Here is a 25,795-nt window from a genome sequence, read left to right as displayed (position 1 = left end):
ATGCCCCTGAGCGAATTTCTCGTGCTGTATCCCGTGGCTTTCGTGCTTGTTGCGGCATTGCTCGGCCTGATCGTCGGCAGTTTCCTCAACGTGCTGGTGTGGCGCCTGCCGAAAATGCTCAACCGCGAATGGCGCCTGCAAGCCCACGATCTGTTGGGCCTGCCGGCCGAAACCCCGGGCCCGGTCTACAACCTCATGCTGCCCCATTCCCAATGCCCGCACTGCGGCCATCGCATCCGCGCCTGGGAGAACATTCCGCTGTTGAGCTACCTGATGCTGCGTGGCCGCTGTTCGAGCTGCGCCGCGCCCATCGGCAAGCGTTACCCCCTGACCGAAGTGGCCTGCGGCGCATTGTCGGCGTTCGTCGCCTGGCATTTTGGCTTTGGCTGGCACGCCGCGATGGTGATGGTGTTGACCTGGGGCCTGCTGGCCATGAGCCTGATCGACGCCGAGCATCAACTGCTGCCCGATAGCTTGGTGTTGCCGTTGTTGTGGCTGGGCTTGATCGTCAACAGCTTCGGGCTGTTCGTTTCCCTGGACCAGGCGATGTGGGGCGCGGTGGCCGGCTACCTGGCGCTGTGGTCGGTGTTCTGGGTGTTCAAGTTGATCACCGGCAAGGAAGGCATGGGCTACGGGGACTTCAAGCTGCTGGCGATGCTGGGCGCCTGGGGCGGCTGGCAGGTCCTGCCGCTGACGCTGCTGTTGTCGTCGCTGGTGGGCGCCGTTATCGGGGTCATTGTGCTGCGCTTGCGTGATGCGCCCGGGTCGACGCAGATCCCCTTCGGACCTTATCTGGCCATTGCCGGCTGGATTGCCTTGCTCTGGGGTGGTCAAATAACCGACTTCTATTGGCAGTCTGTCGGTTTCTAATGAATACCCCTCTGGAAAAACCCTGGATTCTCGGCCTGACCGGTGGCATCGGCAGCGGCAAGAGCGCGGCGGCCCAGCATTTCATCGATCTGGGTGTGCACGTCATCGACGCCGATCATGCGGCACGCTGGGTGGTCGAACCCGGGCGCCCGGCGCTGGCGAAAATCGCCGAGCACTTTGGCCCTGGCGTATTGCAGGCCGACGGTGCCCTGGACCGGGCGGCGCTGCGCAAGCTGATTTTCGAGCATGCCGATGAACGCCGCTGGCTCGAAGCACTGCTGCATCCGCTGATCGCCGAGGAAATCGCCCATCACCTGGCTCAGGCACAATCGTCCTACGCGATCCTGGTGTCGCCGCTGCTGATCGAGTCAGGGCAGTACGCCATGACCCAGCGGATCCTGGTGATCGATGCGCCGGAACAACTGCAGATCGAACGTACGTTGCAGCGCGACCAGACCAGCGAACAGCAGGTCCAGGCGATCCTCAAGGCCCAGTCCAGCCGCCAGGATCGCCTGAGCCATGCCGACGACGTGGTGGTCAATGATCGCGACCTCGCCTGGCTGCACAGCGAGGTCGAGCGCCTGCATCACTTTTACCTTACTTTGCGTGGAGGCCACTCATGAGCCAAACCCCAACCGTTGATTGCCCAACCTGTGGCGCCCCTGTGGAATGGAGCCCGCAGAGCACATTCCGGCCGTTCTGTTCTGATCGCTGCAAACTGATCGACCTCGGCGCCTGGGCGTCGGAAGAACACAAGATCCCGGTCAGCCCCGACGCCGAGGATGAGCTGTTCAGCGAAGATTTCGAGCCTCGCTCACATCACTAAGGCCGCATGAAACCGTAGTCCTGTTCGTCGTCGAGGTTTTCCGCCAGGAAACTCAACTCGTCGGCTAGGTCTTCAGCGCTGCGTACTGTCTTGCTCTGCTGCACGATCGCACTGAGCAAGGCACGCAGGCTCAAGCCCGGGTCGAAACCGATCTCCATTGCGGCATCGTGGCTACGCCTGATCTCTTGCCTGGCCCACTCATAAACACTCATGGTTGTACTCCTGGAAGTTTTCCAGAGCATGCAGGGCGTGCGGTGGGGCAGCCTTGACGTGAATCAAGGCTTGTCATCATCGTTCCACGGTGCCGACAGGTAGCGCGTGCGGTTGAAGGTTTCCAGCCATTCGGGGCTGAACACCACCAACGCACTGATCACCATGCCGTTGATGAACGCTTCGGGAAAAATGATCAGCCAGAGGTAGCCGATGAAGTCCTCCAGCCAGTAAGGCATGGCAAACAGGCCGTCGTACCAGAGCAAACCGAGCCCCAGCAGCAGACAGGCCAATGCCGAAAGCGCGGCGGCCAGGAACCCCGAACAAAAGATATACACAAACAGGTTACGCGGCTGGGCGCGCTCCACCAGGATTGCGCAACATTCGGTGATCAACACCGGCAGCAGGATCAGCAGCGCACCGTTGACCCCGACCGCCGCCATGTCCTGACGCCCCAGCAGCACCAGCGCCATCTGCGCGCACAGGCCACCCAGGATCGCCAATGGCCAGTCCAGCAGCAGCGTCACGGCGGTCATGCCGATGAAATGATACGAGACACCCGTATCGAAATCCCGTCGCACCAGCCACAGCATGAACAACGCCAGCACCGTGCCGAACAGCAGATGCTGGCGACGGCTGTCCGTGAACAGCTCGACCCACGGTGCCCGCGCCACAGCCCAGGCCAACACCGGCACATAAACCAGCCAACCGACCGCCAGGGTTTGCGGTGATAGCAGTTCAGCACCGATCATGGACTACTCCTTTCGCTTGCCCTTGTCTCAAACAAGGGTTACTTCAAACCAGCAGTCTACACCCCCACCCATAACGTCCATTAATCCACGCAACGCTTTCAGCTTGTCGCAATTGAACGCTAAGCTTGGGCTCATGGATGATTCCGATTATTTACGCCTGCTGACCATCGCGGCCGAGCAAGCCAACGCCTTTCTCTCCAATGCCCGCAAATGGGAGCGTGAGCGTTGGGTCTGCCAGCGTCTGCTGCAAGGGCTGAACGTGCCTTATCGCGCCGACGAGTTCGCCCCGGCCGGCGAGCCACCGGACGTGTTGTTTCGCGATGCCAATTTCGAGGTGTTTTTCGTGCTCGACGAGGGCCGCCGTCTCAATGACGAATGGCGCGATGAACTGCAACGTCGCCGCAGCGCCTTTTCCCTGAGCCAACTGGTGCGTCGCGAGGCCAAACCGCGGCGAATCCCGGCCAATGAATTCCTGATGCGCCTGGCCCCGACCCTGCGCAAGAAAGCCCACAACTACACCGAGCGCGGCATGGACCTGGGCGACCTGGACATCATCGCCTTCGCCAGCCTCAAGCGCGAAGTGTTGGACCTCAACAGTCACTTTCCACCGCCGACCGAATACCTGCGCCAGGGCTGGCGCTCGCTGTCGCTGGTGGGGCCGACGTTTGCCCGGGTGCTGTTCGCCCACCCCGACGCGCCGGACTTTTTGCGAGGCAACCTGGGGCGCAGCATCGTGTTCGACGTCGGGATCAGCCTGTGAGCCCATTGCAGGAACTGATCGCCGCCGTGCCGCAGCAGGGCCGCGTACGCTGGATTGGCGTGCGCCCCCAGGGTCACGCGCCGATGATCGAACTGGACGCCGTGGAGGCCCGCCTGGAAGCCGGACTGACCGGCGATCATGCCCGCCCCGGTGTGCGCAATGCGCGACAAGTGACGTTGATCCAATGGGAGCACCTGGCCGTGATCGGCTCGCTGATGGGCCGCCCCGAGGACCAGCCGGTGCTGCCACAGGAGCTGCGACGCAATATAGTGGTCAGCGGCATCAATCTGTTCAGCCTCAAGGGCCGGCGCTTTCGCATCGGCCAAGCCATCTTCGAAACCACCGGCTGGTGCCAGCCTTGCGCCCGATTGGAGCGAAACCTCGGCGAAGGTACGTTCCAGGCCGTACGCGGCCATGGCGGAATCACCGCCCGGGTGTTAAAAAGTGGAATCATTCGCCTGGACGACAGCCTGAGCGTCGAACCTGTGCCGGCGAGCGGCTACGCTGCTTTCAATGCCGGCTAGCCGGACGCTGTAACGCCTTCACCTTTCGCAACGTCTACCTGACGAGGCCTTTATGACCAGCCGCCTGAACCCAGATGACCAGAAGCATGTCGAAGAGTACCTGCAACTGTCCCAGCACCGAGTCGAGCGCCGGCCTTTCCGGCCGTGGATGCTCCTGGTGGTGGTACTGGCCATCACGATTGGCCTGGGCCTGTTGAGCCGACTGATCAGTTACCTGACGCTATGAGCCGCTTGGCGCTCGCTCGGGTAACGGCACCGAATTCCTTTAGCCTTGCGAGATATCCCCATGACTCATCGTATTATCATCGTTGGCGGCGGCGCCGGCGGTCTGGAGTTGGCTACCCGTCTGGGTAAGACTCTGGGCAAGCGTGGTACGGCCAGTGTGATGCTGGTCGACGCGAACCTGACCCACATCTGGAAACCCCTGCTGCATGAAGTGGCTGCCGGTTCCCTGAACTCTTCCGAAGACGAACTCAACTACGTCGCCCAGGCAAAATGGAACCATTTCGAGTTCCAGCTTGGGCGCATGAGCGGCCTGGACCGGGAGCGCAAGAGAATCCAGCTGGCCGCCACCTATGACGAGGCGGGCGTCGAGCTGTTGCCGGCTCGGGAATTGGGCTACGACAGCCTGGTGATTGCCGTCGGCAGCACCACCAATGACTTCGGCACCGAAGGCGCGGCGCAGCACTGCCTGTTCCTCGACACCCGCAAGCAGGCCGAGCGCTTCCATCAGCAATTGCTCCACCACTATCTGCGTGCCCACGCCGGACAGACCGATATTGTCGAACGCATCAGCGTCGCCATCGTCGGCGCCGGTGCGACCGGTGTCGAACTGGCGGCCGAGCTGCATAATGCCGCTCACGAACTGCACGCCTATGGCCTGGACCGGATCAAACCGGAGAACATGCACATCACCCTGATCGAGGCGGGCCCACGGGTCTTGCCAGCGCTGCCGGAGCGTATCGGCGGACCGGTGCACAAGACCCTGGAGAAACTCGGGGTCAACGTCATGACCAACGCTTCCGTCAGCCAAGTGACCGCCGACAGCCTGATTACCGCGGACGGCCAAGTGATCGACGCGAGCCTGAAAGTCTGGGCCGCCGGGATTCGCGCCCCGGACTTCCTCAAGGACATCGACGGACTGGAGACCAACCGGATCAACCAGCTGCAAGTGCTGCCGACGCTACAAACCACCCGCGACGAGAACATCTTCGCCTTCGGCGATTGCGCCGCCTGCCCGCAACCCGGCAGCGATCGCAATGTTCCGCCCCGCGCCCAGGCCGCGCACCAGCAGGCCTCGCTGCTGGCCAAATCCCTGAAGCTGCGAATCGAAGGCAAGGCCCTGCCCGACTACAAATACACCGACTACGGCTCGCTGATTTCGCTGTCGCGGTTCTCCGCGGTGGGCAACCTGATGGGCAACCTGACCGGCAGCGTAATGCTCGAAGGTTGGTTGGCGCGGATGTTCTACGTCTCGCTGTACCGCATGCACCAGATGGCGCTGTACGGGATGTTCCGCACGGCCATGCTGATGCTGGGCAGCAAGATCGGGCGCGGGACCGAGCCTAGGCTGAAGTTGCACTGAGGCCTGACTGACGATTGCGCTGGATCAGCAATATCGAGGCTGAATGATCCATCGCCATCGCGAGCAAGCTCGCTCCCACAGGATGACCGCGATCAACTGTGGGAGCGAGCTTGCTCGCGATGAGGGCGGCACAGGCAGTGCTTAACCCTCAATCAAACCTGAAACCGCTGCACCATCGTGCGCAGCGAATTCGCCAGTTGCGACAACTCATGGCTGGAGGCACTGGTCTGGTCCGCACCGGAGGCCGAGCGCACCGACAAATCACGAATGTTCACCAGGTTGCGATCCACCTCGCGGGCCACTTGCGCCTGTTCTTCGGCGGCGCTGGCGATGACCAGGTTGCGTTCGTGGATTTCATTGACCGAGGCCGTTATGGTCTGCAGCGCATCCCCTGCCCGCTCCGCCATGGCCAGGGTGCTGGCGGCGCGACTGGAACTGGCCTGCATGGAATCGAGTGCCTGGGTGGCACCGCTGCGCATGCCCTGGACCATTTGTTCGATTTCCTGGGTCGATTGCTGCGTGCGATAAGCCAGCGCCCGGACTTCGTCCGCCACCACCGCAAACCCACGTCCGCTCTCACCCGCCCGGGCCGCTTCAATGGCGGCGTTGAGGGCCAGCAGGTTGGTCTGCTCGGCGATGGCGCGGATCACATCCAGCACCTTGCCGATATCCTGCGATTGGTTGGCCAACGATTGCACCAGCCCACCCGTCACCTGCACATCGCTGGCAAGGGCGCCGATGGCATCGACCGTGTCGCTGACCCGCTGCTGCCCCAGGGACGCCGATTCACTGGACTGACGCGTGGCATCGGAGGTGGAAACCGCATTGCGCGCGACCTCTTCCACGGCCGTGGTCATTTCAGTGACCGCCGTGGCAGCTTGTTCAATTTCGTTATTCTGTTGTTGCAGGCTGTGGGTGCTGTCGAGCGTGACGGCGTTAAGCTCATCAGCGGCGGTGGCCAGCTGTGCAGCCGAGCCGCTGATGCCTTGCAGGGTTTCCCGCAGGTTCTGCTGCATGGTCGCCAGCGCCTTGAGCAAGCGGCTCACTTCGTCGTTGCCATGGGTCTCGATCGGTCGGGTCAGGTCGCCTCGGGCCACGCTCTCAGCGGCATTCAGCGCCTCGCCCAAGGGTTTGACGATACTGCGTGTGAGCAGCATGGCCAGCACGACCGTGGCCAGGGCCGCGAGCACCACGAACAGGCTGACGATCATCCGGGAATTGGCGTAGTGCTCCTGGGACTTCTGACTCTCGATGGACACCTGTTTGGAGAACAACTCCGCCAAGTCATTGAGCTGCTTGCCGGATCCGTCTACCACGGTCTTCATGTCCACCAGCAACAGCTTGATCAGCTCGTCCCGACGCCCCTGCTCCGCCAGGGTGAAGGATTGCGCGATACCGGTACGGTAAGCGGCGAAGGTCTGCTTGAACTGGTCATAGAGGGCCTTGCCTTCAGGCGTGACGACGAGTTTTTCGTAGGCAGCGATTTTTTCGCCCAGTTCTTTATCGCGGGTGTCCATTTGTCCGCGGTACACCGGGATGTTCTTCGGGTCCTGGTCCAAGGCCATGCGCAGGGAAATCGTGCGGATACGCAGCATCCACTCGCGAATCTCATCACCTCCACGGATGCTGGGCAGCCATTGGGTTTCCACGGCGACTTCACTGTCACGGATGCTGGACATCTGCGCCAGCGCGAATACCCCGAGCAACGCCACCAGCAAAGCAATCAAGGCAAAACCCAACGCGGCACGCGGGGCAATATTCAACTGACGAAGAACCATAAAGGGTGCCTTTTCTTATTGTTGGCCTGAGGTGGGGCCACGCCCCTGTCGCTGGGTTATCGGCAGGTCATACGACGACTTAAGTCAGTCCACTTTATTGCAGGCAAAAAAAATCCCCGTATCTTTCGATACGAGGATTTTAAATATGGTCGGGGTAAGGGGATTCGAACTCCTGACATCCTGCTCCCAAAGCAGGCGCGCTACCGGACTGCGCTATACCCCGGTAAAAAAAAGGCGACCTTCGCAAGTCGCCTTCTCGATCAGCGCTTTTGGCCTCTGATCTTAAGATTCGATTCCAGCGAACTGGTTTCAAAAATGGTGGGTCGTGTGGGATTCGAACCTACGACCAATTGGTTAAAAGCCAACTGCTCTACCAACTGAGCTAACGACCCAAATATGGTCGGGGTAAGGGGATTCGAACTCCTGACATCCTGCTCCCAAAGCAGGCGCGCTACCGGACTGCGCTATACCCCGATTGAAATGGCTCCGTGACCAGGACTCGAACCTGGGACCCAATGATTAACAGTCATTTGCTCTACCGACTGAGCTATCACGGAACTGATATTTCAAGTTACAACGTTGAAGCTAGCTTCAACCTCTTCTACTCTTACGCATCGCTGCGTTCGTGTGTCTGAGGCGCGCTATTCTACAATCTTCAAAACCTCTGTCAACCCCTTAAATTGCTTTCAAGACAATGATTTGCAACTTATTTTGGATTCCTTCTCAGTGAGAAGTCGCCCTTGGGGTGACGTACTGCGGGGCGCACTTTACAAGCCTTTTCCTTTGAGTTCAACGGCCTGATGAAAAAAATGGCCTTGCAAGGCAAGGCCATTTCCATCGTCGGCAGAGCCGGCCTTCAGTTGAAGACGATTTCGTCGTTCTCCACCGTACCGGTCACGGTTTCGCCCGGCATGAAGCGACCGGACAGAATCAACTGCGCCAGCGGGTTTTCGATCCAGCGCTGGATCGCTCGTTTGAGCGGCCGCGCGCCATAGACCGGGTCGTAACCCACCGCAATCAGCTTGTCCAAGGCCTCGTCGCTCAATTGCAGCTTGAGCTCGCGCTCGGTGAGGCGGCTGCGCAGGCGACCCAACTGGATCTCGGTAATGCCGGCAATCTGATCCCGGGCCAACGGCTCGAAGATCACCACTTCGTCGACCCGGTTGATGAATTCCGGGCGGAAGTGGGTAGAGATCGCGTCCATCACCGCCGCGCGCTGCGCCTCACGGTCGCCCACCAACTCCTGGATCTGTGTCGAGCCCAGGTTGGAGGTCATCACGATCACCGTGTTGCGGAAGTCCACCGTACGTCCGTGGCTGTCGGTCAGGCGACCATCCTCCAGCACTTGCAGCAGGATATTGAACACATCCGGGTGTGCCTTCTCGACCTCATCGAGCAGGATCACCGAGTACGGCTTGCGACGCACAGCCTCGGTCAGGTAGCCACCCTCTTCATAGCCGACATAACCCGGTGGCGCACCGATCAGCCGTGCCACGGAATGCTTCTCCATGAACTCGGACATGTCGATGCGCACCATGGCCTCTTCGGTGTCGAAGAGGAACTCGGCCAGCGCCTTGCACAGCTCGGTTTTACCGACGCCGGTCGGGCCGAGGAACATGAACGAGCCACTTGGACGATTAGGGTCCGACAACCCGGCGCGGGACCGGCGCACAGCGTTGGAAACCGCTACTACCGCTTCTTCCTGGCCAATCACGCGCTGGTGCAGCAGGCTTTCCATCTTCAGCAGCTTGTCGCGCTCGCCCTCGAGCATTTTCGAGACCGGAATGCCGGTCCACTTGGACACCACTTCGGCGATTTCTTCCTCGGTGACCTTGCTGCGCAGCAACTGGTTTTCGCTCTTGCCGTGCTGGTCGACCATCTGCAGGCTGCGCTCCAGGTCCGGGATCACCCCGTACTGCAGCTCGGCCATGCGGTTGAGGTCGCCTTTGCGGCGAGCCGCTTCCAGTTCCTGGCGGGACTGTTCGATCTTTTGCTGGATCTGCGCCGAACCCTGGACCTCGGCTTTCTCCGAGTTCCAGATTTCCTCGAGGTCGGAATACTCACGCTCGTGACGAACGATTTCTTCCTGCAACCTTTCCAGACGTTTCTTCGCCGCTTCGTCGCTTTCTTTCTTCAGGGCCTGGGACTCGACCTTGAGCTGGATCAGGCGCCGCTCCAGGCGATCCAGCACTTCCGGCTTGGAGTCGATCTCCATGCGGATGCGGCTGGCCGCCTCGTCGATCAGGTCGATGGCCTTGTCCGGCAATTGACGGTCGGTGATGTAGCGGTGGCTGAGCTTGGCCGCGGCGATGATCGCGCCGTCGGTGATCGCCACCTTGTGGTGAACTTCATAGCGTTCTTTAAGGCCGCGCAGGATGGCAATGGTGTCTTCTTCGCTCGGTTCCTCCACCAGCACTTTCTGGAAGCGCCGCTCCAGCGCCGCATCCTTCTCTATATATTGGCGGTACTCGTTGAGCGTGGTCGCGCCGACGCAGTGCAACTCGCCCCGGGCCAACGCAGGCTTGAGCATGTTGCCGGCGTCCATCGAACCCTCGCCCTTGCCCGCACCGACCATGGTGTGCAGTTCGTCGATGAACAGGATGATCTGCCCTTCCTGCTTGGACAGTTCATTGAGCAAAGCCTTGAGCCGTTCTTCGAACTCGCCACGGTACTTGGCACCGGCGATCAAGGCCCCCATGTCCAGGGACAACAGGCGCTTGCCCTTGAGGCCGTCCGGCACTTCGCCGTTGATGATGCGCTGGGCCAGGCCCTCGGCGATGGCGGTTTTACCCACGCCTGGCTCACCGATCAGCACCGGGTTGTTCTTGGTGCGGCGTTGCAGCACCTGGATCGTGCGGCGGATTTCATCGTCACGACCGATCACCGGGTCGAGCTTGCCTTCCTCGGCGCGCTTGGTCAGGTCGACGGTGTATTTGTCCAGCGCCTGGCGTGACTCCTCGTGATTGGCGTCGTTGACCGCTTCGCCGCCACGCAGGTTGTTGATGGCATTTTCCAATGCTTTCTTGCTCACCCCTTGGCCGAGCAGCAGCTTGCCGAGCTTGCTGTTCTCGTCCATGGCGGCGAGCAGCACCAATTCGCTGGAAATGAACTGGTCGCCCTTCTGCTGGGCCAGGCGGTCGGCCTGGTTGAGCAGTCGCGCCAGATCCTGGGACATGTTCACGTCACCGGTCGGATTCTGGATCTTGGGTAACTGGTCGAGCTCCTTGGCCAGTTCTTTGCGCAGGCTGTTGACGTCAAAGCCGACCTGCATCAACAGGGGCTTGATGGAGCCGCCCTGCTGTTCGAGCATGGCCTGCATCAAATGCGCCGGTTCGATACCGGGATGGTCCAGGCCGACGGCCAGGGACTGGGCATCGGACAGGGCCAATTGTAATTTGCTGGTTAAACGATCAATACGCATGGGTCACCTTCCTTTTGAGCAGGCCGGACCTAAACACATCCTGAATGAAGAAACCTGCCAGATACCCTTATAGATGTGGTCGATTCTGGAAGTTTCAAGCAGCGCAGCCTTGATGCAGGTCAGGGAAGTCTAGCGTTCGATCCAGATCAGCGAGGCAAAGCGGCCGGTGCGCGGGTTGCGCCGGTAGGAGAAGAAACGTGGGTCGTTCACGGTGCAGAGGCCACCGCCGTACACCGCGGTGATACCGCGCGCCGACAGCCGCAAGCGGGCCAACTGATAGATGTCGGCGAGGAACTTGCCGGCATTGGGGCTCGCGGCAAAGGCTTTTACCGCTTCAGGCAGTTGCGCGATGAAGGCTTCACGCACTTCCGGCCCGACTTCGAACGCTTGCGGCCCGATGGCCGGGCCGAGCCAGGCCAGGATCTCATTCGCAGGTACGGCAAGACTGTCGAGGGTGGCTTCCAGCACACCGTTCGCCAGCCCACGCCAACCGGCATGGGCTGCGGCGACGCGGGTGCCGGCACGGTTGCAGAACAGCACCGGCAGGCAATCGGCGGTCATCGCCGTGCAAGCGATACCCGGCGTGGCGGTCCAACTGGCATCGGCGGTCGCCACCTGGGTCGGGTCAGCCTCGACCACGGCAATGCCGTGGACCTGCTGCAGCCAGGCCGGAGTGATGAGGAATTGATCGATGAGACGACGGCGGTTTTCGGCGACGGCCGTGGGGTCGTCGCCTACATGGTCGCCCAGGTTGAGGCTGTCGAACGGCGCCAGGCTGACGCCGCCCTCGCGGGTGGTGACGCAGGCCTTGACCCGGGCCGGCGCGGGCCAGTCGGGTGTCAGCCAGGCACTCATCCGATGAACGCCTCGCGGTCCTGCTTGAGCAACGTCAGCAGCCAGACGAAATCATCCGGCAGCGGCGATTCCCAGCTCATGCGTTTGCCGGTCGTCGGATGATCAAGCTCCAGGAAACGCGCATGCAGTGCCTGGCGCGGGAAATTCTTCAGCGATTCGACCATGGTCTGGCTGGCGGCTGGCGGAATGCGAAAACGACCGCCATAAGCCGGGTCGCCCACCAACGGGAAGTTGATGTGGGCCATGTGCACACGGATCTGGTGGGTACGACCGGTTTCCAGCTTGACCCGCACATGCGTGTGGGAACGGAAACGCTCGAGCACACGATAGTGGCTGACCGCCTGCTTGCCACCTTCCATCACCGCCATGCGCTGGCGCTGCTGGCCGTGACGACCGATCGGAGCGTTGATCTTGCCACCGGCGGTGACGACCCCGATCACGATGCATTCATAGATGCGGCTGACACTGCGGCTTTGCAGCTGTGTGACCAGCTGTGTCTGCGCCTGGATGGTCTTGGCCACGACCATCAGGCCGGTGGTGTCCTTGTCCAGGCGATGGACGATGCCGGCACGGGGCACATTGACGATGTCCGGTACGTGGTGCAGCAAGGCGTTGAGCAGCGTGCCGTCGGCATGACCGGCCGCCGGGTGCACCACCAGGCCCGCAGGCTTGTTGATCACCAGGATGTCATCGTCTTCGTAGACGATGTCCAGGGCAATGTCCTGGGCGACCCATTCTCCCTGGGCCTCCTGCTCGGCAGTCAGTTCGAGGATGGCGCCGCCATGGACGATGTCGCGCGGACGAATCACCGCCCCATCCACAGTCAGGCGGCCGTCCTTGATCCAGGCGGAAAGGCGCGAGCGAGAGTGCTCGGCAAAGAGTTGTGCGGCGACTTGATCGAGGCGTTGGCCGCCCAATTCGGACGGCACCTCTGCGCGAAGTTCTATTTTATCGGACATGCTCGGACTGGGCGTCGGCACAGCCTTTGGTTTCGGCTGCGCGCTTGTGGTTAAATACGGCGTCTTTTGCCCCGAGGCTTTCAACGGGGCGCTCATCATAACAGGACGGCCCCGCCCAAGACAGCGGCCGTCATAGGGACGCAAGCCGCCATGCAAGTGAAACACCTGCTGCTGATCGCCATCCTCGCATTGACTGCTGCTTGCTCGTCGAAGGAAGTCGTAGACGAAAACCTGAGCGAAGTCGAACTGTACCAACAGGCGCAGAACGACCTGGATAACAACAGCTATACCAGCGCCACCGCCAAGCTCAAGGCGCTGGAGTCACGGTATCCGTTCGGGCGCTACGCCGATCAGGCCCAATTGGAGCTGATCTACGCCAACTACAAGAACGCCGAGCCGGAAGCCGCCAAATCCGCCGCCGAGCGCTTCATTCGTCTGCACCCGCAGCACCCGAACGTCGATTACGCCTATTACCTCAAGGGCCTGACCTCCTTCGACCAGGACGTCGGCCTGCTGGCGCGCTTCCTGCCGCTGGACATGACCAAGCGTGACCCGGGTGCCGCGCGCGACTCCTACAACGAGTTCGCCCAGCTGACCAGCCGCTTCCCCAACAGCCGCTACTCGCCGGACGCCAAGCAGCGCATGATCTACCTGCGCAACCTGCTGGCCTCCTACGAAATCCACGTAGCCGACTACTACCTGACCCGTCAGGCCTACGTCGCCGCCGCCAACCGTGGCCGCTACGTGGTGGAAAACTTCCAGGAAACCCCTTCGGTGGGTGATGGCCTGGCGGTGATGACCGAAGCCTACCAGCGCCTGCACCTGGACGACCTGGCGGCCACCAGCCTGGAAACCCTCAAGCTGAACTACCCGGATCACCCGTCGCTGGTCGATGGCCAGTTCACCCCACGGGTCGACGAAGCCGACAACCGTTCGTGGCTGAGCAAGGCGACCCTGGGCCTGATCGAGTCCCGTCCACCGCTGCCGCCGGGCGAAACCCGCGCCAACCAGGACGTGCAGCGTCAGTTCCAGGATGCCAAGGAAGCCATCCCGAACGAACTCAAGCCCAAGGATGAAAATGGCGACGTGATCGAAGAAGAAGAGCCCGAGAACGAGTCCAGCGACCGTTCCTGGTTCAGCTACATGACCTTCGGCGTGTTCGACTGAGGCCAAGGCCTCAGTAAAAAGGGAGACCCAGCGGTCTCCCTTTTTTGTGCCTGGGTTTTATTGCGCTGTGCGCCGTTCGTGTCCTTGGCTAAACTGCCGGATCATTAGCCGAAAAGCCGCCCATCATGCTTCGTTTACTGTTCTGGATAGCCCTGATTGCCGCCGCTGTATGGTTCTGGCGCAAGTTCAAGGGCGCCTCCTCCGCGCCGAACGCTCCCCGGGAGCAGGACGCACCGCCCATGGTTCGTTGCGCCCAATGCGGCGTACACCTGCCTCGTGACCGGGCGCTGGCCCTGGAACAACAATGGTATTGCAGCCAGGCTCATCTCGAGCAAGGCCCGGGCAATCGTGAGCGCTGAGGCCTCAAGCCCACGCGTCAAACAGACGCAGCGTCTGCTGCGCCTCTATCACCTGTACCGCCTGAGTATCGGCATTACCCTGGTGCTGCTGATCTCCAGCAACATGGACAACCGCCTGCTGGAGTTCGCCAACGACGACCTGCTGCGCAGCGGCAGTTGGTTGTACCTGGTGCTGAACATCCTGCTGGTGGTGTTCCTTGAGAACACGCGGCGCCCTGCCCGGCTGTTCGGCCTGGCCCTCACCGATGTGCTGTTGCTTTCGTGGCTGTTTTTCGCCGCCGGCGGCGTGCCCAGTGCCATCGGCAACCTGCTCATTGTCTCGGTGGCCATCGGCAACACGCTCCTGCGAGGCCGGATCGGCCTGTTGATCGCGGCCGTTGCCACCCTCGGCATCGTCGGTTCGAGCTTCTTTCTAGGCTTGAGCGACTCGAACCGTCCCAGCAGTTATTTGCAGGCCGGCACCCTCGGGGCACTGTGCTTTGCCGCCGCGCTGCTGGTGCAAGGCCTGACCCGACGCTTGGAAGCCAGCGAAACCCTGGCCGAGCAACGGGCCAGCGAAGTGATCGGCCTGGAAGCGCTCAACGCCCTGATACTGCAACGCATGCGCACCGGCATCCTGGTGCTTGACCGTGAGCGCCGGGTGCAACTGGCCAACGAGAGCGCGCTGAACCTGCTGGGCATGCATGATCTGGTCGGCCAGCCGCTCGACGATTACTCCACTGCCCTGGTCGAACGCCTGCAATTGTGGCGAAACAACCCCAGCCTGCGCCCTTCCAGCCTGACCGTTACCGGCACGGGCCTGACCCTGCAACCGAGCTTCATCGCCCTGGGGCATCACGATCAGCAGCAGATCCTGGTGTTCCTTGAAGACCTGGCCCAGGTTGCCCAGCAGGCCCAGCAGTTGAAACTCGCGTCCCTCGGGCGCCTCACCGCCGGTATCGCCCATGAAATCCGCAACCCCTTGGGCGCCATCAGTCACGCGGCGCAATTGCTGCGCGAATCCGAGGAACTGAACGACGCGGATCGGCGTCTGACGCAGATTATTCAAGATCACTCCCAACGAATGAATCGCGTCATTGAAAATGTTCTGCAGCTGTCTCGCCGCCAACAAACCACACCCCAGCGCCTCGACCTGCGCACCTGGCTCGACCAATTCGTCCGGCAGGCCCGCGAAAGCATGGCCGAACACCAGCAATTGCACCTGAGCATCGACCCGGGGGACTACACCACGCTGATGGACCCCGACCAGCTCACCCAGGTACTCGACAACCTGCTGCGCAACGCCTGGCGCCACAGCGCAATGGTCCATGAACAGGCCGAGGCCTGGTTGAAACTGTTCATCGACCCCCACAGCCAGCTGTCGACACTGGACATCATCGACAACGGCCCCGGTGTAACGCCCGAGCAGCAGGCGCACTTGTTCGAACCCTTCTTTACCACCAGTAGCCAGGGCACCGGCCTTGGGCTCTATCTGTCCCGTGAGCTGTGCGAAAGCAATCAAGCCCGCCTAGACTTCAAACCACGCCAAGGCGGCGGTTGCTTTCGCATCACCTTTGCTCACGGACGGAAACAGCTTTGAATAATCGCTCACGGCAACGAATCCTGATCGTCGATGACGAACCGGACATCCGCGAACTCCTGGACATCACCCTGGGCCGGATGAAACTCGACACCCGCAGCGCCAAGAACCTTGCCGAGGCCCAAGCCCTGCTGACGGGGGATGCCTTTGACCTGTGCCTGACCGACATGCGCTTGCCCGATGGCACCGGCCTGGAGCTGGTGCAGCACATCCAGCAACGTTATCCACAGCTGCCCGTGGCGATGATCACCGCCTATGGCAGCCTGGAAACCGCCATCGACGCCCTCAAGGCCGGCGCCTTCGATTTCCTGACCAAGCCGGTCGACCTGGGCCGGCTGCGGGAGCTGGTCACCAGCGCCCTGCGCCTGCCACCGGTCGCCACACCGAGCAGCACCATCGAGCGCTGCCTGCTGGGCGACTCGCCGCCAATGCGCAACGTGCGCAAACAGATCGAAAAGCTCGCCCGCAGCCAGGCACCGGTGTACATCAGTGGCGAATCAGGCTGCGGCAAGGAACTGGTCGCCCGGCTGATCCACGAACAAGGCCCCCGTTCCAACCAGAGCTTTGTGCCGGTCAACTGTGGGGCGATTCCCACGGAACTGATGGAAAGCGAGTTCTTTGGCCACCGCAAAGGCAGCTTCAGCGGCGCCATCGAAGACAAGCCCGGACTGTTCCAGGCTGCCCATGGCGGGACCTTGTTCCTCGATGAAGTGGCCGACCTGCCCCTGGCGATGCAGGTCAAGCTGTTGCGAGCCATCCAGGAAAAGGCCGTGCGCGCCGTGGGCGGCCAGCAGGAAGAAGTGGTGGATGTGCGAATCCTCTGTGCCACCCACAAGGACCTGGACGGTGAAGTGGCCGCCGGGCGCTTTCGTCAGGATCTGTATTACCGGCTGAATGTCATCGAATTGCGCGTCCCGCCCTTGCGCGAACGCCGCGAAGACATCGAACCGCTGGCCAATCACATGCTTCAGCGGCTGGCCAGCAGCACCGGCAGCCCGGCGGCCAAGCTACATCCACAAGCCCTGGAAGCCCTGCAAAACTACCGTTTCCCGGGCAATGTGCGGGAGCTGGAGAACATGCTCGAACGGGCCTACACCCTGTGCGAACAACAGCTGATCGAAGCCGACGACCTGCGCCTGGCCGAGGGCAATGCCAGCTCTGAGGCGGGCAACCCCGACTTGATGCAGGTCGACAACTTGGAAGACTACCTCGAAGACGTCGAACGTAAACTCATCCTCCAAGCCCTGGAGGAAACCCGCTGGAACCGCACGGCCGCGGCGCAACGGCTGAAGTTGTCGTTTCGGTCGATGCGGTATCGGTTGAAGAAGTTGGGGCTGGATTAAAGCGCGGTCCTCAAGCCCCTACTTAACCTGTGGCGAGGGTGCTTGCTCCCGCTGGGCTGCGAAGCGGCCCCCGACCTGACACCTTGGTGTATCAGGTTGATCGAGGCGCTGCTTTTGGGGCTGCTGCGCAGCCCAGCGGGAGCAAGCTCCCTCGCCACAGCTCTCTAGCCCTCCGGCACAGGTACCCGCTCGTCCAGCACACGGTTGGCCAGTAGTTCGCTCAGCTCAATCAACTGCTGTACCCCCAAGGCAATATGCCGTCGCGAGCCTTCAAGTTCGAAGGCCAGGTCGCTGATCGTTGCGTTGGCGGAGGCCAGGGTTTCGCTGAGGTTGGCGAGGATGCATTCGGTGTCGATGCCGTCCACAACGGTGAATAGCTGGTTTGAGGCGGGTTTCTTTTTGGCTTCGGGCTTTGGGCCGAGGTAATAGTCGAGGGCGCGTTTGGCGGCTTCATCAAGCCCTTTTGGGTTAAGGCTGGAGTCAGGAGAAGCGTTATTGGTTTCTGAAGGTGGTAGGGGTTTGTCACTCATTGCGGTACTCCAAAGAGGGAATGGATTACCAAGTTTTTCGGGCCGCGACGCCCGGACGCTGAATTGGCAGCGACCGGGAAAGGTTAGCCAGAGTTCTTCCCACCCGGCAACCGCCAGAACTCGTCGGAAAATTCGGTTCGAATCAGGACCTTGTCCGACCATTCCCACAAAGCCTGGTCGGCTGTGAGGGCGGTGTGTATATCCGTTTCTGCGGTAACGGCTGCTGGCGGTTCCGCTCTTACAGCGGGTCACTTTTGGAAGAGCGCCAAAAGTAACCAAAAACGCTTTGCCCCACCACTCGGTGCCTCGCCTAGGCTCGGCATGCCCGAACGAAGGCATTGCTCCGTGGGCCGCCGCGAAGGGCCATCCATGGCCCAGCGCGGCTACCTCGGCATCCATGCCGAGGTGCCCACTGCGCAATACCTTCGTTCGGCCATCGTGGTTAACGGGGCTCCGAGATCAACGTCCACCGCGAGGCGGCCTGATAGCCGACCTGGTTCTTGATGGGGACCGCGTTTCCCCTGTGGGAGCGAGCTTGCTCGCGATGGCGGTGGATCAGCTTGCATCAGCGTTGGATGTACCGCCGTCTTCGCGAGCAAGCTCGCTCCCACACTGGATCGGGAACGATCTACAGATTTGCGGCCACTGCAAATCCCTGTGGGAGCAAAGCTTGCTCGCGATAGCAGTGGATCAGCTTGCATCAGCGTTGAATGTGCCATCGCCTTCGCGAGCAAGCTCGCACACATTGGGTCGGTGACGATCTACAGATTTTCGGCCACTGCAAATCCCTGTGGGAGCAAAGCTTGCTCGCGATAGCGGTGGATCAGCTTGCATCAGCGTTGGATGTACCGCCGTCTTCGCGAGCAAGCTCGCTCCCACAATGGGATCGCACTAGGACCGGAAGAGCCAGGTCGGCTATAAGGCCGCCTCGCGAGCAAGCTTTGCTCCCACAGATCTGATAGGTGTACGAGCGGGAGAGCCAGGCCGGCTGTCAGGCCGCCTCGCTTTTGATCTTGATCTGGGGTGCCCCGTTAACCACGCTGGCCGAACGCAGGCATTGTGGAGTGGGCATCCCGGCATGGATGCCGGGATAGCCGCGCTGGGCCATGGATGGCCCTTCGCGGCGGCCCACGGAGCAATGCCGGAGTGAGGGCACACCGAGCCTAGGCGAGGTGCCAAGTGGTGGGGCAAAAGCGCTTTGGTTACTTTCGCCTGGGCCGGCATTCCGGCTTTTCGAAAGTGACCCGCCGTCAGGGCGGAACCCTAAGCGGCCGTTACCGCAGCAATGGATATGTGCCCGGTCAACAAAATCCCGACCGGCTATCAGGCCGCCATCGCGAGCAAGCTCGCTCCCACAATTGGATCTGAGCACAGGCCCAGTATCAAAGCCGGACCTTACAAGCGCCCAGCCGGCGCATACGGCACAGGATCGATCACCGGCTCACGCCCCAACATCAGATCCGTAAACAACTGACACGACGCCGGCGCCAACACCAGTCCATTACGATAATGCCCACAGTTCAACCACAACCCAGCAACCCCCGGCACCTCGCCGATATAGGGAATACCTTCAGGCGAGCCAGGCCGCAACCCGGCCCAATGCCCCACCACCTCTGCACCCGCCAGCGCCGGAATCAGTTGCTGCGCCGAAGTCTTCAGGCTCTCCAACGCAACCTCGGTCGGGGTCTTGTCGAAACCTTCACGCTCCAGCGTACTGCCAACCAGAATGTGCCCATCACGACGCGGGATCGCATAACGCCCCTTGGCCAGCACCATACTCGACAAGAAATCCGACGCGCATTTGTACAGAATCATCTGGCCCTTGACCGGCTCGACCGGCAACTTCAGCCCCAGCGTCTTGAGCAGTTCACCACTCCAGGCCCCCGCCGCCAGCACCACCTGATCGCCGCGCATCGGTCCCGCCGAACTGTCCACCCCCACGACACGCCCGCCATCGCGGATGAACCCGCTGACCTCGCAATGCTCATGAAGCGTGACATTGGGCAACGCCTGCAACGCCGCCTTGAGGGATTTCACCAGCCGAGGGTTACGCACGTTGGCCACGCCAGCCATGTAGATCGCCCGGGAAAAACCCGCGCCCAGTACCGGCACGGCGTCGTGGACCGTCGAGATATCCACAGCCCGCAGCGGGCGCCCTTCCCGCTCGGCCCAGGCCAGCGCTTCGTCCTGGTCGTCCAGGTCCAGCCAATACAGCCCGGTCACGTGCACTTGAGGATCGATCCCGGTGGCCGCGAACAAGCGCTCACCCAGCTGTGGATAAAAATCCTGCGACCAATGGGCCAGCGCCGTGACCGCCGGGCTGTAGCGCCAAGGGTACAACGGCGAAACGATGCCGCCGCCGGCCCAGGACGATTCCTGGCCGACACTGGAGCGGTCCAGCAGCACCACACGTTGCCCTTCGGACGCCAGATTGAACGCCGTCAGCAGGCCAATGACTCCGCCACCGACGATCACCACTTGCTGTTGCCTGGTCATGTTCTGATTCGACTCACTAAAACAAAGGGCGCAAAAGCGCGCCCGGAGGAAAGAAACTCAGCGCCCCCAACAATCCTTGGTGGTCAGCCCCGCAGTGGCGTTGAGCATGCTGCGTACGCCGGTATTGTTGAGAGTGAAATCACCGCACTTGTCCGTGGCCATGGACGAACCGCTCTTGCGTACGGCGGTCAGGGTGAAACTCTGGTCCGCCAGCGTCTGGGTAATGGTGTAGAAATCGTTGCCGCTGCTCAGCCCGGTTGCATTGGTGTAGACGTTGTTCTTCGAGTAGTAGCGCTCGAGAATCTGCGCCTGCTCGGATAAGAGCCCGGCAATTTCAGTGCGTCGGCCCTTCTTCATGTATTCGGTCAGGCTCGGATAGCCGATGGTGATCACGATACCGATGATCGCGATCACGATCATGATTTCGATCAAGGTGAAACCCCGGTTGGATCTGCGCATGCCTTGCCCTCATTGTATTTGCCGCCACATGATGCGGCGGCTGCCGCCGACGGTTTTGCCCAGCAGGTCAGTGATACCGCCACCGGAGTCGTTCACGATCATATTGGTGGCCCCGTTGGCGCTGACGACGGCGCTCAGGGTCGGAATACCGCCCGTAAACACCACGCCGGCGGAAATCGTATCGAGGCTGGTGAGCGAACCATCGTTGTTGGTATCGAGTACCGCATAGTTGAGCATCTTACCGTTGAATGCATCCAATTCGATCAGTTTGCCGGTACCGAAGCTGGCGCAAGGGTCGGTGGTGTCTACGGCGGCCGTGGTAAAGATCACGCGCCCGAGCACCAGGTTGGCCGGGTTGATGACCCGTTCCCCGGTCAGCACATTGTTGTACACCAAAGGCAGGTACCAGCCCTTCTTCGCAGGGTACGTCACGTCGGTCTGGCTGGTGGTCACGAACTGCCCGGTGCTGCCTGAAAACACCCCCGTGATCGACTGGGCCTGCAGGCTCGAGACGGTGATTTGCCCCCCGCCGCCAGTGGCGTCCCAGATCGAATAGAACGCTTGCAGATCCTTGTTCAGCTTGTCTGCCGCTTCGTTGAACTTACCGGTACCGAAAAAAACCTGGGTGCCGCCCTGGGGATTGTCTGCCAGCAGAGGCTGCACGGTGATCGGCTGGGTCGCGCCGCCGGGGGCGGTGAACAACGGCTGGCCGGCGAACGCCAGGCCCCACGCGGTGGGCGAGGTGCCGCTGAGGTCGAATTTCCACATCCGCCCCTTCAAGTCGCCACCGTACGCGGCTTGCACCACATTCTGGGAGTTGACCCGCAACTTGACCGACGACAGTCCGTTATCGGTCTCACTGCTGTTGATGACGATTTTGCGGATCAGCGAACCGTCACGGATATCCACGACGTACAACGCCGCCACGCCGCTGTTGCTGCCATAGCCGTTGGCGATGAACGCCGCCCAGCGACCGTCCGCCAGGCGCGCGACTTCGGGGCGTGCGTAGGCGTAGCCCAGGTCATTGAAGACGTTGGCGGTGTTGGCAACGGTTGGCGCGCTGATTTCCCACAGCGCCCGAAACGCGTTGCCCGCCGCCGCATCGAACAGCTGCACCGCGAAGAACGTCTTGCCGCCGGCACCCGTTCCGCCCAAGGCCACGGTCTTCCAGGCGCTCCCCGATTGCACGTCGTATACACCGACCTGTCCATCCACCAGGAACTTGTGGCTCACGCCGTTGATGTAGTTGGTGTCGGCGATGTCCTGCAACGAAGGCAGCACGTTCGAAGGCATGTAGGCGTAACGCCGCGTGCCGTTTGCACTGTTGATGACACTGAAAAAACCATCGTTGCCGTTCACCACCAGGCTGGCGCTCATGTTCGTCGCCTTGGTCGCCAGGTAGGTGCTATAGCTGGTGTCGTTGAGCAGGTCCGCAGCGGTCTGGTCATTGGGCGATGCCAGCACCAGCGGCGAGTTGATGATGTCCCCCAGCAACGCGCTGCGCACCTTCAGGCCGGTTTTATTGACGCCCTTGCTCCACTCCACCAAGTCATTGCCGGTGATCCCCGTGGGCAGGTTCTGGCTGAGGCTGGTTTGCTGGGCCGGCGAAAAGTTGCCGTAGGCCAGGGTCACCGGCACGTTGGTCGCGGTGTTCCAGGACTGATAGATCGGTGCCGTGGCGCCGGGCACGATGGCGGTATCGGTGGTCCATTGCACCGCGGCTGTGTTGACCGTGCCCGCCGAGGTAAAGCCAAACGCCCGGATGGTGCCGCGCCAGTCCTTGGGGTCATACGTGGTCTGGTAGTAGCTCGAGGTGCTCGACAATGTGGCGGCGTTGGTGGTGCCGCCGCCCCCGGAGCCAGCCTTGGAAGTGATGTCGCTCAGGGCAGAAGCCAACGCCGAGTTCAGGCCTTCGCTGTCGGTCGCCTGGTAATACTTGCCGGCACCATAGCGGGCGGCGTCTGACAACATCGGGTTGGCGGCGGTAAAACCCACGGTATAGGTATTGAGGTATTGCCGGGGAAAATCCGTGGCGTTCCAGCTCTTGCCGGTGGCGTCGGTGCCGGTGGAGCGCATGTCGATGTCGAAGGCGAACTTGGCGATGTCGTCCAGGTACAGCGTGTCGCCCTCGCCATCACCATTGAGATCGTCGCCATCGTTATTGATGCCATCCCAATTCGGCAACCGGGCCAAGCCCAGCGGGTCGTTGGTGGGAAACGTCCGGTCATAGGTGGGCAAGCCGTCGGTGATCACCACGCCGAAATTCTTCTGGCAACGGTACTGGATCGGGCTGGTGTAGGTAGCTGGCGTGCTGTTGTGGTACGGCGCCATGCCCCTGAAGTAGCGGGTGACCTCGTAATAGCTCTCGGCCAACGGGGTATTGGCGACGGCGCCTAAGGCGTTGATGGCGCTGATCAGCGCGCTGTAGTTGTTGTTGGCTTGGGTCTGGGTCACGCTGCCGCTGACCGGTGACAGATCGCTGATGGCGCGCGCGATATATCCCCCGGGGCCGGAGTTACTGCTGTTCGGCGGGTTGAAGGTAGCAAGGCCGATACGTAGGGCGCGGTTGCTGGCGACCAGGTCGTTGGAAACGTCCCGCGCCACGTTGATGCGGTAGTCGGTGGGGATGGAGCCTGTGGTGAAGTCCCGGTTCGAGCCATTGGCGAGGGTCAACAGGTACGCCAGGTATTTGGTGGTATAGCGCGTGTTGCCGTCACCCACCGGGTCTGGCAATCGCAGGCAGACACGTGACAGGACGCCCCGGTAAAAGCCATACCAGCCACTGGAGCAACCACCACGGAACAGACTTGCCAGCAAGACGTTGCCATCGTCTGGATCGAGAGTTGTTCCACCGAAGCAGCTGTTGCTGGAATTGCAATTGAGAACCGCCGGCCGCGAGACACTGGGATCAAACCCCGCCGCCCAGATAATGTTGTTCATGCTCCCCGAATCATCGATCAGCAGCATCACGTTCGGCGTGACGGCGGCCGCACTCAGCAAGGGCGAATCCGAAGGCGTGAACGCATAGGCCGGCGCCGCCAGGTAAAGGCTGAGCAACGCCCCCCACAACGTCTGCCATCCGCCGCGAAACGCCTTAATATTTGGCATAGATGCTCTCCACCACGCTGCGCTGGTTATTCCCCACCACCGCCACCGCCGTGATCCGGTACAGCGTCGCCGACGTATTGACCGGCACGTTGACCGCCGTGAGCGTCGTGCCGATGTTCTGCACACCATAAAACCCACCGGCGGCGGCAACCCAGAGCACCCCCGATGACGAATTGCGCCCAGCCCCCGTCAGCGTCGCCGACTCGGCCGGCGGCGCGCACTGGGTCGTGGTGGTACACACCGGCAATGAATAGGTTTCGACCTGCACCGAGCTTTCCCCCACCCTCAGCGCCGCCTCGGCCACCTGGAACGACTGGTTGCGCTGCATGACGCTGCTGGTCATTTTTTCCTGGAGGGTGGCGCTCTGCATCGATGACAGACCGATCAGCGTCAGTAGCAACAGGAAGACCAGGCTGACCAGCAATGCCATGCCCCGCTGGCGGTGCGCCTGCCCCATCGAAGTCATCTCCTTCATAGCAACCGGTTGCGCAAGGCGGCAACCACGTTGAAGGTCTGCTCGCGCACTGCGTTCCTCGGATCAAAAAGTGTCAGGGTCAGGCGCACGCTGCGGATCAGTGCCGGGTCCGCCGGATTGCTGGTATAGCTCGACGCCGCGATGTCCGTCGCGCTGCCGGCCACGCCGAACGTCACGTCGAACGCCCGCACGTTGTCCACCAGCACCGACAAGGTCGGGTTGCCGGCGCCGCTGCCCAGCAGCAATTGGTTGTTGTTGAAGCTGTAGATCAGTCGGCGGATCGGGAAGGCCAACTGCCCCGCCGCCGGTAGCCGTGCGTTGGTATAGGCCGTCGCCGAGGTGCGGCAATCGGAGACGACGGTCCAGGTCGGAGCGCTACCGCCATTCCCTACGTCGGCGGTAACCAGGGTCAATCTGCGGTTGGCGTTATCCCAGCGGATCGGGGTGATCTGGCTGGCATTGAAATCATTGGCCGTGGAAGCATCGGTAATGGTCCCCAGGCAACCGAACATGCCCACCATGCGAATCTCCTGGACCATTTTGCTCAGGACGAACCGGGCGTCCTCCTGCATCACCGCCGCCGCACTTTGGCTGATGTAGGTGTTCTTGGCGGCGATGAAAATCTGCACGACACCCAGGATGACGATCAGGCTGAGCACCAGGGCAATCATCAATTCAATCAGGCCGAATCCCCGGCAACGCCTGTTCATGGCGGCGTCCCCGGCGGATCGACGGCGACCCGGCTGGTCAGTACGAAGCTGCGCCGCGCCTCGGCCGCGTTGGTGGTGTTGGCGGCCCGGGCGTCGTCCCAGGCAATGGTGATGGTGTAGACCCGCTGGTTCAGGGCGATGGTGCCGGTGGCCGTGGCGCCGCCGAAGGCGATGATGTTGGTCTTGAAATCGTAGAGGTCCTGGTCCCGGGCCACGTTGAGGTTCGGCGAGCTGGGCGGTGTGACGGTGTAGTCGGCGCCGGAGTTGGCGCGAATGCGGTCCAGCAGGTCGTAGGCAATGAAGCTGGCCTGGCTGGTCATGCGCGAACTGTCGGTGTACTTGAGCGCGTTGAGCTGGATCATCGCCGCCCCCAGCAAGCCGACACCGAGAATCAGCACCGCCACCAGCACCTCGATCAGCGTCATGCCCTCCTGTGCCCTTTTACTGCAATCCTTCATCCGCAACTTCCACCCAATACGATTCTTCCATTAAGGCAGACATTCAGCGTCCTGCTCTGTGCCCCTCTTACATAATTGAAACTCACCGGCGTGGCCGGTGCCGATAACCCGCCGAGGTTGTTGAAATCGATGTTGTTCACTGCTGAGGTTAGCGTCAGAGTCGCGCCACTGCTCATCGCTGGAACAACCCGCAATACATTTGCCGGCGTGCCAGTACTGTCATACACCTTCAGTTCGCCGCTCCAGACGCTGCCCTCAGCCGTGGGGCGGATGCGCGTGGTGATACCACGGTCGATCGCCTCCAGCCGGGCAAAGTTCAGCGCCCGGCGCAAGTCGTCAACCTCAGTGTCGGCCTTGGTACTCTGCAGCGAGCCGGTGAATGACGGCACCGCCATGGTAATCAGGATCAGCAGCACGCCAAGGGCCACCAGCACCTCGATCAGCGTGAAACCTTTTGTACGAAGATCCATCGGTGCCCTCCGTTGCCGTCGGCTATACCTGCCTCTACACGCTAGAACAAACCACCGCCTGTGGCGAGGGAGCTTGCTCCCGCCCGGGCGCATAGCGGCCG

At 61.6% G+C, this 25,795-nt stretch carries 25 protein-coding genes, 4 tRNA genes and 1 pseudogene; 11 read left to right on the top strand and 19 right to left on the bottom strand.

Going from position 1 to position 25,795, the window contains the following annotated elements:
* Genes J4E63_RS01570 through yacG form a run of 3 tightly spaced genes read left to right on the top strand, consistent with a single transcriptional unit; the run spans position 1 to position 1,696 of the window.
* Positions 1 to 870 (top strand): A24 family peptidase, encoded by an 870-nt coding sequence (locus J4E63_RS01570; protein WP_207280852.1) that lies wholly within the window; start codon positions 1 to 3, stop codon positions 868 to 870.
* A complete protein-coding gene (gene coaE / locus J4E63_RS01565; RefSeq protein WP_072411773.1) occupies positions 870 to 1,493 on the top strand; it encodes a dephospho-CoA kinase in 624 nt (207 codons plus the stop codon). Before J4E63_RS01570 ends, coaE begins: the two co-directional genes overlap by 1 nt.
* Complete coding sequence (gene yacG / locus J4E63_RS01560; protein ID WP_057450865.1) at positions 1,490 to 1,696, top strand: DNA gyrase inhibitor YacG; 207 nt, start codon at positions 1,490 to 1,492, stop codon at positions 1,694 to 1,696. Before coaE ends, yacG begins: the two co-directional genes overlap by 4 nt.
* Here yacG and J4E63_RS01555 read toward each other — a convergent pair.
* Together J4E63_RS01555 and J4E63_RS01550 are read right to left on the bottom strand one after the other, a co-directional pair.
* Positions 1,693 to 1,908, bottom strand: a complete 216-nt coding sequence (locus J4E63_RS01555) for a hypothetical protein (RefSeq protein WP_053125334.1) — start codon at positions 1,906 to 1,908, stop codon at positions 1,693 to 1,695. The two genes, yacG and J4E63_RS01555, sit on opposite strands and share 4 nt — an antisense overlap.
* A 63-nt stretch (positions 1,909 to 1,971) precedes the next feature.
* Positions 1,972 to 2,658 carry an energy-coupling factor ABC transporter permease gene (locus J4E63_RS01550; RefSeq protein ID WP_060740576.1) on the bottom strand — a complete coding sequence of 229 codons (687 nt, stop codon included), beginning with the start codon at positions 2,656 to 2,658 and terminating at the stop codon, positions 1,972 to 1,974.
* Positions 2,659 to 2,791: 133 nt separating this feature from the next.
* On the opposite strand from J4E63_RS01550, the gene J4E63_RS01545 reads away from it, so the two are divergent.
* Genes J4E63_RS01545 through J4E63_RS01530 form a run of 4 tightly spaced genes read left to right on the top strand, consistent with a single transcriptional unit; the run spans position 2,792 to position 5,527 of the window.
* Positions 2,792 to 3,418: a DUF1780 domain-containing protein gene (locus J4E63_RS01545; RefSeq protein WP_025215531.1), complete on the top strand. Its 627-nt coding sequence runs from the start codon at positions 2,792 to 2,794 to the stop codon at positions 3,416 to 3,418.
* Entirely contained in the window at positions 3,415 to 3,942 is a 528-nt protein-coding gene (locus J4E63_RS01540) for an MOSC domain-containing protein (protein WP_060740575.1), read from the top strand. The genes J4E63_RS01545 and J4E63_RS01540 overlap by 4 nt, the downstream gene beginning before the upstream one ends.
* A gap of 52 nt (positions 3,943 to 3,994) precedes the next feature.
* Positions 3,995 to 4,168 (top strand): DUF3094 family protein, encoded by a 174-nt coding sequence (locus J4E63_RS01535; RefSeq protein WP_039593877.1) that lies wholly within the window; start codon positions 3,995 to 3,997, stop codon positions 4,166 to 4,168.
* Between the two features lie 60 nt (positions 4,169 to 4,228).
* On the top strand, positions 4,229 to 5,527 hold the full coding sequence (locus J4E63_RS01530; protein ID WP_192263746.1) for an NAD(P)/FAD-dependent oxidoreductase: 1,299 nt from the start codon (positions 4,229 to 4,231) through the stop codon (positions 5,525 to 5,527).
* A gap of 152 nt (positions 5,528 to 5,679) precedes the next feature.
* Here J4E63_RS01530 and J4E63_RS31130 read toward each other — a convergent pair whose 3' ends face one another.
* From J4E63_RS31130 to rluD, 9 genes and pseudogenes are all read right to left on the bottom strand, one after another.
* The gene (locus tag J4E63_RS31130; RefSeq protein ID WP_371915892.1) at positions 5,680 to 6,543 is read right to left on the bottom strand and encodes a methyl-accepting chemotaxis protein; all 864 of its coding nucleotides are present in this window, start codon (positions 6,541 to 6,543) and stop codon (positions 5,680 to 5,682) included.
* Positions 6,535 to 7,305: pseudogene (locus J4E63_RS31125) on the bottom strand (MCP four helix bundle domain-containing protein); the annotation flags it as partial. The pseudogene J4E63_RS31125 and the gene J4E63_RS31130, both read right to left, overlap by 9 nt.
* Positions 7,306 to 7,451: 146 nt before the next feature.
* A tRNA-Pro gene (locus J4E63_RS01520) sits at positions 7,452 to 7,528 on the bottom strand.
* 93 nt (positions 7,529 to 7,621) lie between these two features.
* Positions 7,622 to 7,697, bottom strand: a tRNA-Lys gene (locus J4E63_RS01515).
* A gap of 5 nt (positions 7,698 to 7,702) precedes the next feature.
* Positions 7,703 to 7,779, bottom strand: a tRNA-Pro gene (locus tag J4E63_RS01510).
* Positions 7,780 to 7,786: 7 nt separating this feature from the next.
* Positions 7,787 to 7,862 (bottom strand) — tRNA-Asn (locus J4E63_RS01505).
* 299 nt (positions 7,863 to 8,161) lie between these two features.
* A complete protein-coding gene (gene clpB, locus J4E63_RS01500) occupies positions 8,162 to 10,726 on the bottom strand; it encodes an ATP-dependent chaperone ClpB (RefSeq protein WP_053125348.1) in 2,565 nt (854 codons plus the stop codon).
* 129 nt (positions 10,727 to 10,855) lie between these two features.
* On the bottom strand, positions 10,856 to 11,581 hold the full coding sequence (pgeF, locus tag J4E63_RS01495) for a peptidoglycan editing factor PgeF (protein ID WP_207280850.1): 726 nt from the start codon (positions 11,579 to 11,581) through the stop codon (positions 10,856 to 10,858).
* A complete protein-coding gene (gene rluD, locus J4E63_RS01490; RefSeq protein WP_192263756.1) occupies positions 11,578 to 12,540 on the bottom strand; it encodes a 23S rRNA pseudouridine(1911/1915/1917) synthase RluD in 963 nt (320 codons plus the stop codon). The genes pgeF and rluD overlap by 4 nt, the downstream gene beginning before the upstream one ends.
* A 150-nt stretch (positions 12,541 to 12,690) precedes the next feature.
* Here rluD and J4E63_RS01485 point away from each other — a divergent pair, with 150 nt between their 5' ends.
* From J4E63_RS01485 to J4E63_RS01470, 4 genes are all read left to right on the top strand, one after another.
* Positions 12,691 to 13,707, top strand: coding sequence for an outer membrane protein assembly factor BamD (locus J4E63_RS01485; RefSeq protein WP_046065043.1), 1,017 nt, complete (start codon positions 12,691 to 12,693; stop codon positions 13,705 to 13,707).
* A gap of 125 nt (positions 13,708 to 13,832) precedes the next feature.
* The gene (locus J4E63_RS01480; protein WP_092172422.1) at positions 13,833 to 14,066 is read left to right on the top strand and encodes a PP0621 family protein; all 234 of its coding nucleotides are present in this window, start codon (positions 13,833 to 13,835) and stop codon (positions 14,064 to 14,066) included.
* Complete coding sequence (locus J4E63_RS01475; RefSeq protein ID WP_192263762.1) at positions 14,056 to 15,645, top strand: nitrogen regulation protein NR(II); 1,590 nt, start codon at positions 14,056 to 14,058, stop codon at positions 15,643 to 15,645. The genes J4E63_RS01480 and J4E63_RS01475 overlap by 11 nt, the downstream gene beginning before the upstream one ends.
* Positions 15,642 to 16,988, top strand: a complete 1,347-nt coding sequence (locus tag J4E63_RS01470; protein ID WP_207280846.1) for a sigma-54 dependent transcriptional regulator — start codon at positions 15,642 to 15,644, stop codon at positions 16,986 to 16,988. Before J4E63_RS01475 ends, J4E63_RS01470 begins: the two co-directional genes overlap by 4 nt.
* Positions 16,989 to 17,152: 164 nt before the next feature.
* Here J4E63_RS01470 and J4E63_RS01465 read toward each other — a convergent pair whose 3' ends face one another.
* The 8 genes from J4E63_RS01465 to J4E63_RS01430 all read right to left on the bottom strand — a co-directional run bounded on the left by J4E63_RS01465 (position 17,153) and on the right by J4E63_RS01430 (position 25,694).
* On the bottom strand, positions 17,153 to 17,518 hold the full coding sequence (locus tag J4E63_RS01465; protein ID WP_207280845.1) for a DUF6124 family protein: 366 nt from the start codon (positions 17,516 to 17,518) through the stop codon (positions 17,153 to 17,155).
* A gap of 1,395 nt (positions 17,519 to 18,913) precedes the next feature.
* Positions 18,914 to 20,014, bottom strand: coding sequence for a glycine oxidase ThiO (gene thiO / locus J4E63_RS01460; RefSeq protein ID WP_207280844.1), 1,101 nt, complete (start codon positions 20,012 to 20,014; stop codon positions 18,914 to 18,916).
* 57 nt (positions 20,015 to 20,071) lie between these two features.
* Positions 20,072 to 20,473, bottom strand: coding sequence for a type IV pilin protein (locus J4E63_RS01455; protein WP_207280843.1), 402 nt, complete (start codon positions 20,471 to 20,473; stop codon positions 20,072 to 20,074).
* Between the two features lie 9 nt (positions 20,474 to 20,482).
* Positions 20,483 to 23,581, bottom strand: coding sequence for a pilus assembly protein (locus tag J4E63_RS01450; RefSeq protein WP_207280842.1), 3,099 nt, complete (start codon positions 23,579 to 23,581; stop codon positions 20,483 to 20,485).
* Positions 23,568 to 24,038: a PilX N-terminal domain-containing pilus assembly protein gene (locus tag J4E63_RS01445; RefSeq protein ID WP_207280841.1), complete on the bottom strand. Its 471-nt coding sequence runs from the start codon at positions 24,036 to 24,038 to the stop codon at positions 23,568 to 23,570. Before J4E63_RS01445 ends, J4E63_RS01450 begins: the two co-directional genes overlap by 14 nt.
* A 14-nt stretch (positions 24,039 to 24,052) precedes the next feature.
* Positions 24,053 to 24,766, bottom strand: a complete 714-nt coding sequence (locus J4E63_RS01440) for a PilW family protein (protein WP_207280840.1) — start codon at positions 24,764 to 24,766, stop codon at positions 24,053 to 24,055.
* The gene (gene pilV, locus J4E63_RS01435) at positions 24,763 to 25,224 is read right to left on the bottom strand and encodes a type IV pilus modification protein PilV (protein WP_060740562.1); all 462 of its coding nucleotides are present in this window, start codon (positions 25,222 to 25,224) and stop codon (positions 24,763 to 24,765) included. The genes J4E63_RS01440 and pilV overlap by 4 nt, the downstream gene beginning before the upstream one ends.
* Entirely contained in the window at positions 25,221 to 25,694 is a 474-nt protein-coding gene (locus tag J4E63_RS01430) for a GspH/FimT family pseudopilin (protein WP_207280838.1), read from the bottom strand. The genes pilV and J4E63_RS01430 overlap by 4 nt, the downstream gene beginning before the upstream one ends.
* Positions 25,695 to 25,795: the final 101 nt, after the last annotated feature.

The sequence above is a fragment of the Pseudomonas sp. FW300-N2F2 genome (genome assembly GCF_017351655.1).
Lineage (GTDB): Bacteria > Pseudomonadota > Gammaproteobacteria > Pseudomonadales > Pseudomonadaceae > Aquipseudomonas > Aquipseudomonas fluorescens_AA.
This window is presented reverse-complemented; position numbering and strand designations above follow the sequence as displayed.